The organism is Virgibacillus sp. AGTR, from assembly GCF_016919725.2.
GTDB classification, from domain to species: Bacteria; Bacillota; Bacilli; order Bacillales; family Amphibacillaceae; genus Virgibacillus; species Virgibacillus salarius.
In genome coordinates this window covers 1-509 of the sequence record NZ_JAJERH010000185.1, presented here as the reverse complement: position 1 = coordinate 509, position 509 = coordinate 1, and the positions used below count along the sequence as shown (strand labels likewise).

General features: G+C 37.5%; 1 protein-coding gene. It reads left to right on the top strand.

Going from position 1 to position 509, the window contains the following annotated elements; genetic code table 11:
• The coding region (locus tag JUJ52_RS23160; protein WP_228089260.1) for a transposase at positions 1-509 on the top strand (509 nt) is incomplete at both ends.

The window sequence follows — 509 nt, the reverse complement described above, 5'->3', positions numbered from 1 at the left end:
AATCCTATACAACGAAGCAAACAAATGGCAATATCGCCATTATGGATAATAAAATCAAGCTGCCCAAACTGGGGTCAATAAAGTTTGCAAAAAGTCGTGAGGTCGAAGGGCGCATTTTGAACGCAACAATTCGACGTAACCCGAGCGGTAAATATTTTGTCTCTATTTTAGTTGAAACCGATGCGGAGCCTCTCGAAAAAACGGATTCCGTTGTTGGTATAGATGTAGGTCTAAAAGATTTCGCTATTTTGTCAGACGGAACAATACACAAGAATCCTAAGTATTTCCGCACATTAGAAAAGAAATTAGCAAAGGCTCAACGTGTTTTGTCAAGACGAAAAGAACTAGCGATAAAGCAAAAGCGAAAATTGAGTGAAGCAAAAAACTATCAAAAGCAAAAGCGTACCGTTGCTCGCCTTCATGAAAAAGTTATGAACAAGAGAACTGATTATCTGCACAAAATTTCTACCGAAATTATCAAAAACCACGATATTATTGGTATTGAAGAT